This is a genomic window from Pseudomonas sp. NY15356, from assembly GCF_048068175.1.
Taxonomy (GTDB): domain Bacteria; phylum Pseudomonadota; class Gammaproteobacteria; order Pseudomonadales; family Pseudomonadaceae; genus Aquipseudomonas; species Aquipseudomonas putida_K.
Window position 1 is genome coordinate 1 of sequence record NZ_JBLUPW010000054.1, and the last position, 7,791, is coordinate 7,791.

At 60.5% G+C, this 7,791-nt stretch carries 5 protein-coding genes and 2 pseudogenes; 3 read left to right on the forward strand and 4 right to left on the reverse strand.

From position 1 onward, the window contains the following. Positions 1–1,174: RHS repeat-associated core domain-containing protein (locus tag ACNFCI_RS23740; protein ID WP_416768381.1), on the forward strand; the 1,174-nt coding region annotated here is incomplete at its 5' end. Positions 1,175–1,282: 108 nt separating this feature from the next. On the opposite strand, the gene ACNFCI_RS23745 is transcribed toward ACNFCI_RS23740, so the two are convergent. The 3 genes from ACNFCI_RS23745 to ACNFCI_RS23755 form a co-directional block, all read right to left on the reverse strand. Continuing rightward, positions 1,283–2,200, reverse strand: coding sequence for an AEC family transporter (locus tag ACNFCI_RS23745; RefSeq protein ID WP_084858918.1), 918 nt, complete (start codon positions 2,198–2,200; stop codon positions 1,283–1,285). 163 nt (positions 2,201–2,363) lie between these two features. Next, the gene (locus ACNFCI_RS23750; protein WP_172403067.1) at positions 2,364–2,504 is read right to left on the reverse strand and encodes a hypothetical protein; all 141 of its coding nucleotides are present in this window, start codon (positions 2,502–2,504) and stop codon (positions 2,364–2,366) included. Positions 2,505–2,851: 347 nt separating this feature from the next. Next, positions 2,852–3,715 carry a LysR family transcriptional regulator gene (locus ACNFCI_RS23755; protein ID WP_368829781.1) on the reverse strand — a complete coding sequence of 288 codons (864 nt, stop codon included), beginning with the start codon at positions 3,713–3,715 and terminating at the stop codon, positions 2,852–2,854. A 322-nt stretch (positions 3,716–4,037) separates the two neighbouring features. Here ACNFCI_RS23755 and ACNFCI_RS23760 point away from each other — a divergent pair, with 322 nt between their 5' ends. After that, positions 4,038–6,878 (forward strand): RHS repeat-associated core domain-containing protein, encoded by a 2,841-nt coding sequence (locus ACNFCI_RS23760; RefSeq protein ID WP_416768383.1) that lies wholly within the window; start codon positions 4,038–4,040, stop codon positions 6,876–6,878. Positions 6,879–6,907: 29 nt separating this feature from the next. On the opposite strand, the pseudogene ACNFCI_RS23765 reads toward ACNFCI_RS23760, so the two are convergent. Continuing rightward, positions 6,908–7,081 (reverse strand): annotated as a pseudogene (locus ACNFCI_RS23765) (metal ABC transporter substrate-binding protein); the annotation flags it as partial. Between the two features lie 388 nt (positions 7,082–7,469). Between ACNFCI_RS23765 and ACNFCI_RS23770 the strand changes: the two are divergent. Beyond that, positions 7,470–7,791, forward strand: a pseudogene (locus ACNFCI_RS23770) (RHS repeat protein); the annotation flags it as partial.

The following is a 7,791-nucleotide window of genomic DNA, read 5'->3' on the forward strand; positions in this document are numbered from 1 at the left end:
CCATCTGCGCTATCGCTTCACCGATCATTTGACCAGCGTGGGAGGGGAGACAGACGAGTCGGGCACACTCATTTCCCGAGAGGAATACGCGCCCTATGGCGGTACGGTGGGGCGTGACGAGGCCGCCGAGGAAGCCAGTAACCTGACCCAACGGACGATGCGCTATTCAGGCAAGGAGCAGGATGCGACGGGGTTGTATTACTACGGCTGGCGCTATTACCAGACAGAGTTGGGGCGCTGGTTGAGTGCCGACCCGGGTGGGCTCATTGATGGGGTGAATCTATTCCAGATGTGCCAAAACTGTCCTGTTAACAGAAGGGATCTGGATGGCCGTATGTCTCCTCCACCCCCTCCACCCCCTTCACCCCCTCCGCGGCGACCGACTCGTCGTGATGTAGGCTCTGTACGAAAAGAGATGTTAGCTTCTCGACCTACCATGGCGCCTGTGCCATCAGGAACAACAGGGAAAAGTGAAACGGAAGTCTTGCGTTTCAATGATGATGAAATATTACGCCTTGCTGATCATGGAGATATCACGGTTGATAGTCTCGCTGGGGCGACAGAGATCAAGGTCTATGATACCAGTCATGAAACACGACTGGTTCGGCTGGACGGCAAAGTGGTCGTGCACAAGAAGCTTATGGATTTTGCCATGGAAGGCGCAACTGGTGCAGAAGAGCGTACCTTTGCTAAGCGGGAGTTTTTCTCGTGGAAGTTTAGCGATACACTGCGCATGAATATCGTTCCGCCCGTTGCATTGGTGGTGGGAGATCCCACTCAGATAGTGGTTGAATATATAAATGGCGCTCAGCAGCCGGAGGGGTATAAGAGGCAAGATACGCCTCTCTATATATTTGACTATCTGTTGGCTATGCGTGACAGACGGAATGATGGCGGCAATGTATTGCGCGGTGAAGATAAAAAACTTTACGCCATCGATCATGAGTCTACGCTAATGGCCGGCTATGTGCCTTCTTCAGAGGAAGAGGTACATCAGGGCAGCATTACACGTCATCATCTGGATGTGTTTTTTGAATCGGCTGATTGGGGCATTTTTGATGAAACCGATTGGTCGGCTTTTTGGGATGAGCATGGTCCGCAAGAACTGAACAGCGACCAAGCAAAAAAGGAGTTTCTGATGCGGATAGCATTTGTCAAAAGCAAAATGATATAAAGGCCGTTATCAATATGATTTTGGATGAAATTTATTGGGTGACGAATAGCCCTTTGGCGGCGCCATTGGGCCGAGGCAGTTGAGTACCCCACTGGCGCTGCAGCGGGCTCAACCCAGCGCCAGGCTCAGTACCAACGGCAGGGTGACGGCCGCGCTGATGGTCTGCAAGGCGATGATGGTGGCCATCAGCGGGGCGTTGCCGCCCATCTGACGGGCCATCACATAGGATGACGAGGCGGTCGGCAGGGCCTGGAACATGACCGCTACCACCGCGGCCTGGCCGCTCAGCCCGAGCAGGCGGCACAGGCCCCAGGTGGCCAGCGGCATCACCAGGAACTTGAAGGCCGAGGCGGCCATCACCGGCCGTACCTGATGGCCCAGCTGCGCCCCGCCCAGGGCGGCGCCTACGCACAGAAGCCCCAAGGGCAGGGCGGCCTGGCCGAGGGCCTTCACGGTGGGCTCTATGCCCGTTGGCAGGCCCAGGCCGGTCACGCGCAGCAACAGCCCGCCGGCGCAGCCGATGATCAAGGGGTTGGCAAAGATCGCTCGCAATACCGTCAGTGGCGAACTGTGACGGGCACTGAAGCGGGCGAACACCAGCACGCAGAGCAAATTGACCAACGGCACGATCGCGGCATTGGCCACCGCCGCCAGGGCGATGCCCGCGCTGCCGTAGATACCGGCAGCCAGCGTGGCCCCGATGTAGTTGTTGAAACGCACGCCACCCTGGAACACCGAGGTGAAGTCGGCGCCGTCATGGTTCGCCGCGCTCTGGTAGAGCACCAGCAACACGCCGCCTAGCAAGGTCGAGAGCATCAACACCCCGACCATGCCCCAGATCGGCACGCCATCGAGGTTGGCGGTGGCCAGGCCGTGGAGGAACAGCGAGGGCAGCAGGATGTAGTAGCTCAGGCGTTCGGCGCCTGGCCAAAAGGTTTCGGCAAGGAAGCCACGCATCCGCAACACGGTGCCCAGCGTGATCAGCAGGATGATGGGGAGCAAGGTGGTGAGCAGCAGGTGGAGCATCGTGGGCGGTCCGTCGTCGGGTACCGGCATAGCCTAGCGGCGGCAGCCAGCAGAAAAAAACGTTGTTTTCTGCAGTGACTGTTGAGGAAAAATGCATGTTCGGTGTAGCTCCCACCGCGGGACAAGTCGGATCGCTGTCCCACGATGGCGGTAACGCTTTCGATCAGGCTATCGGCACCCCAGGCCCTTTCACCCGCTGCAACTCCAACCCATCGAGCAGCGCCTCTACCAGCGCTTTGCTGGCATCCAACGCATGGTCGTTACCCAGCAACAGGTCATGGCATGTCCCGTTGGCCAGCTGCAAGGCTTTGGGAAGCGTTTCAAGGCTTGTGCATGTCCAGATACATTTGCGGGGCTGCCATGGGGCCTGGCTTTAGTTCGGAGGTGGGTATGAGATCGAGCGCCGCCCGCGCGGCGCATCGCGAGCTGCGCTCGCTCCACGTTTGTTTACGGCTAGTAATGCCTGTGGTAGGCGCGCGCGACCGCCTGGTTCGTACGCCGCGAGCTTGCATCAGGCGCCAAGGCGTCCGCGCGAAAATTCCACAGGATGAACTGGCCCGAAACAAACGTAGGAGCGAGCGCAGCTCGCGATGCGCCGCCTGCGCGGCGCTCGATCTTACAGCCGCCGCAGCGACTGCGCCATACGCGCCCTCACGCCTCCAACGCCATTTTCAACACCGCACTCAAATGCCGCCGCTGGCTCTTCTCATGTTCCAGCAGCACCACTCTGCGCACCAGCTGTGGCTCGCCGAACGGCAAGCTTATAGCCGGCGGCAATCGCTCCAGATCATCATCGGCCATGGGAATGATCGCCACTCCCAACCCCAAGGCGGCCATGCGCGCCAGGGCTTCCTGGCTGTCGAGCTCCATCTGCTCGCTGACCTGCAAACGCTGCCGGCGCAACTCCTGTTCAATCTGTCGCCCTGCCCAGGCACGCTTGTCGAAGCGCAGGAACGGCTGGCTGGCCAGCAGTTGCGTCAGGCTTTGGCCCGCAAGCTCGGGGCTGGCGATGGCCCAGAAACGGTCCTCGAACAACGGCGTGTAGTGCAGGCTTTGGGGGTAGGGCGGCACCGGTTCGGTGGTGATCGCTGCGTCGAGCTCGCCATCCTCGACCCGGCGCGCCAGTTCCGCCGACATGCCGGAAAACACGCTGATGTGCAGCTCGGGATGATTGGCCTTGATCCACACCAGCGCCTTGGGCAGGCGCCGGGCCAACACAGTATGGATCACACCGATGCGCAGCCGCCCGCGCAAGCTGGGGCCGCAGGCCAAGGTGTCGGCCAGCTCGTCATAGGCGGCGAGGATACTCTCGGCACGCGCCACGGCCAGTTGCCCCGCCTCGGTCAACACCACCTGGCGACGGCTACGGTCGAACAGGGCGACCTGCAGCTCGTCTTCCAGGGTCTTGATGTGCAGGCTGACCGCCGAGGGCGTGAGGCTGAGCACGTCAGCGGCACGGGCGAAGGTGCCGTGGCGGGCAATGGTCACCAGGGTGCGCAGGGCTTTGAGGGACACGCGGGTGGCTCCGGGGGCGGCGATGGGGCGCACGTTACAGGCCGAGAGCTGTGTGCGGCAAGCCATCTGTCAGCGGGCATGTGACGCCAGGCCGTTTGGGTCTGGCCCTTATGCATCGCGCGAGTTGTCTCGAAGCGTCAAGGAAAAACGCTACTCACCAACGCCGTTGTGCCGATAGGCAACTCGCAGCCTTGGCAGTCTTTTTATCGTTTCACCTTGCTTAGGATTCTCGCACACCGTACAGGACGGCCGGCATGGCGTCCTGATGTCGTGGGTGTTGCCCACTGAAAGCCCTAGGGGGTATTTGCCGAGGAGATTGCCGATGCCTGATATCCCACAGGTTTTGCATCGAAACACGCCAACCGTTGCGGTTGTCGACAATCGTGGTTTGGTGGTACGTACTGTCGCTTATTGCCGTCAGCCAGATAAACCTGAGGTGACGGACGAACGTATCACCCATCACCAACACGACGCCCGAGGCGTCCTGGCACGCAGTGCCGACCCCCGGCTGGCGGTGGCTGGCCGGGCAAATTTCATCTACCTGGCGGACCTCGCCGGGACGGCCTTGCGCACCCGCAGTGTCGATGCGGGCACTTCGATAACCCTCAGGGATGTCGCCGGGCGCCCTTTCATGGAGGTGGCTCAGATTGCTACCGACGAAGACGGTAGCGACGACCTGAGCCTCGCAGTCACCCGTACCTGGCAGTACGAGGCCCCGTCCCAGGCCGGCCGACCGCTGGGCGTGACGGAGCAGGTGGCCGACAGCGAGGCGCGGATTGCCGAGCGGTTCGTCTGGGCACCGGTTACGCAACAGGCACGGGACCATAATCTGCTCGGGCAGGTGACCCGCCATTACGACCCGGCGGGGCTGGTGCAGGCGAACAGCGTTGCCCTGACGGGTGTGCCGATCGCAACGACCCGGCAGCTGCTCAAGGATGCCGACCATCCTGATATCGCCGCCGACTGGCAGGGCGAAGAGGCGGCGGAATGGGACACCCGACTGGCCCCCGAGGCCTATACGACCCAGACCACGGCAGACGCCACGGGCGTGATGCTGACGACCCTGGATGCCGCAGGCAACCTGCAACGGGTGGCCTACGACGTGGCCGGCCAGCTCAGTGGCAGCTGGTTGACGATCGCGGGCAAGGCCGAGCAGGTCATCGTCCAGTCCGTAAGTTATTCCGCCGCCGGGCAGAAGCTGCGCGAGGTGCATGGCAACGGTGTGGTGACCACCTATACCTACGAGTCCGACACCCAGCGCCTGTCGTCGATCAAGACCGAGCGCCAGGGCACTGGCGCGAAGGTGCTGCAGGACCTGCGCTATGCCTACGACCCGGTGGGCAACGTGCTGAAGATCCGCAACGACGCCGAGGCCACCCGCTTCTGGCGCAACCAGAAAGTGGTGCCGGAAAACACCTACAGCTACGACAGCCTCTACCAACTGGCCAGTGCCACGGGCCGCGAAATGGCCAACGCCGGCCAACCAGGCGGCCACCTCCCGCACGTCACCCCCTTCGACAGCACCACCTACACCCCATACACCCGCACGTACCGCTACGACACCGCAGGCAACCTGCTGCAGATCCGCCACAGCGCCCCTGCCACGAACCACAACTACACCACCGACCTCACCGTCAGCGACCATAGCAACCGGGCCGTGTTGAGCACCCTGACGAAGGACCCGTCGGCTGTCGAGGCGCTGTTCACCCCAGGCGGGCAGCAGGCCGTGCTGTTGCCGGGGCAACCACTGGCCTGGACTTCGAGAGCCGAACTCGAGCAGGTCGTGTCGGTGAAGCGCGAAGGTGCTACGGACGACCGCGAAAGCTACCGCTATGACAGCCGTAGCCAGCGGGTGCTGAAAGCCAGCACCCAGCGAACAGCCAGCAGCACCCAGGCCCAGCGGGTGATCTACCTGCCAGGGCTGGAGCTGCGTACCCACACCCATGGCGGCACGCTCACCCAAGACTTGCAGGTGATGGCGGTCGGGCAGGCCGGTCGTGCGCAAGTGCGGGTACTGCACTGGGCGGCAGGAAAACCCGACGACCTACCGAACGACCAACTGCGCTACAGCTACGACAACCTGCTGGGCAGCAGCGCGCTGGAAGTCGATGGTGCCGGTAACTTGATCAGCCAGGAAGAGTACTACCCCTTTGGCGGCACGGCGGTATGGGTTGCGCGTAATGAAATTGAGGCGAGTTACAAGACCGTGCGCTATTCAGGCAAGGAGCGCGATGCCACGGGGCTGTATTACTACGGGTATCGCTATTACCAGCCTTGGGCGGGGCGCTGGTTGAGTGCAGACCCGGCCGGTACGGTGGACGGGTTGAATCTGTTCAGCATGGTTGGAAACAATCCCGTTAGCTACGTGGATAAAAATGGCCTTAATAGAGAATCTGCAGCAGAGCGTGCGGACGCCAGCTTTTTGCGAATGCGAAAAGGAACATTGCTGCGTAAGCCTAATGGAGAAGAACACGATATAAAGGCGCTGGCGTTGAATAATCACCATGTGTTGCAGGATATGGAGTTCAATGCCTTGGAACTAGGATTTATCGAGGCATTTGCGGCACAGACGTTCTATGCCGTGCATGCGACTGATGCAGAGTTGGATGGGGCTGATGGTTTACACATCTATTCGAGGCGCTATCTACAGGACCAACGTATTCCATTCAATGAAAGTCACTCTGATGCTTTGGATGTTGAAGGGCTGGCCAATGACGACTACGTCTTCTTCTCATTGGAGATCGGATCGGAGCCATCCAAATCGGTAAGTAGATTTGGTAAGACATTTTATAGAATCCCTTTGGAACACGATGCCTTCACGTATGCTTCGATTTCTATCGTGGATCAGATAGAGCTCGAATACCCTGTGCCAAGAATACCGTGGATTTCCGAGAGTAGCAGAGTTGAGCTGCGCTTACGGTCGCTCCCTCAGAGAACAGAGACGTTCTACCACGGCCGCTTTATGTCGATTATGTCCTTGGGAAGGCAAATTGCGCTTGCGACGCGTTGGATGACCAGCCTGAAAAATAAAGTGGCCATCTTAAATGAGCGAGTGCCGGAAAAGCTCAATGTCATAATGAACCAGCTGTTCCGGCCGGAAGTTAGAGTGCCTAGAGAAGTCAAGGTCGGGACAGGGCAATATTCAGTGCATCGCAGTACGTAAAGGCTGCTGGGTCAAACGGAGTGCATGCCTTACCCACGGCCCAGCGCCCCCACCACCCGCCCGACACTGGCCTTCAAACCACCAATGGCATCCTCCGGATCGCTGTCGATCACCAACAGCCGGGCGCCACCGGCCGCGACCGCCGCGGCCACCGTCGGCTCCGGCTGGCGATGATGGAGCACCAGCGCGACGTCCTGGGCCTTGCGGAGGCGTCGATGGCGTGCACGTTACAGGCCCAGGATCGAGGCCGCTTGAGGTTGGGGCCTTGCATTGCGCGAATTGTCTCGAAGTGTCAAGGAAAAACGCTATTCGTCAACTCTGTTGTGCCGACAGACAACTCGCAGCCTTGCCAGTCTTTTTATCCTGTCACCTTGATTAGGATCCTCGCACACCGTACAGGACGGCCGGCATGGCGTCCTGATGTCGTGGGTGCTGCCCACTGAAAGCCCTATGGGGTATTTGCCGAGGAGATTGCCGATGCCTGACATCCCACAGGTTTTGCATCAGAACACGCCAACCGTCACGGTTGTCGATAATCGTGGCTTGGTTGTACGCACTATCGATTATTACCGTCAGCCAGATAAACCTGAGGTGACGGACGAACGTATCACCCATCACCAACACGACGCCCGAGGCGTCCTGGCACGCAGTGCCGACCCCCGGCTGGCGGTGGCTGGCCGGGCAAATTTCATCTACCTGGCGGACCTCGCCGGGACGGCCTTGCGCACCCGCAGTGTCGATGCGGGCACTTCGATAACCCTCAGGGATGTCGCCGGGCGCCCTTTCATGGAGGTGGCTCAGATTGCTACCGACGAAGACGGTAGCGACGACCTGAGCCTCGCAGTCACCCGTACCTGGCAGTACGAGGCCCCGTCCCAGGCCGGCCGACCGCTGGGCGTGACGGAGCAGGTGG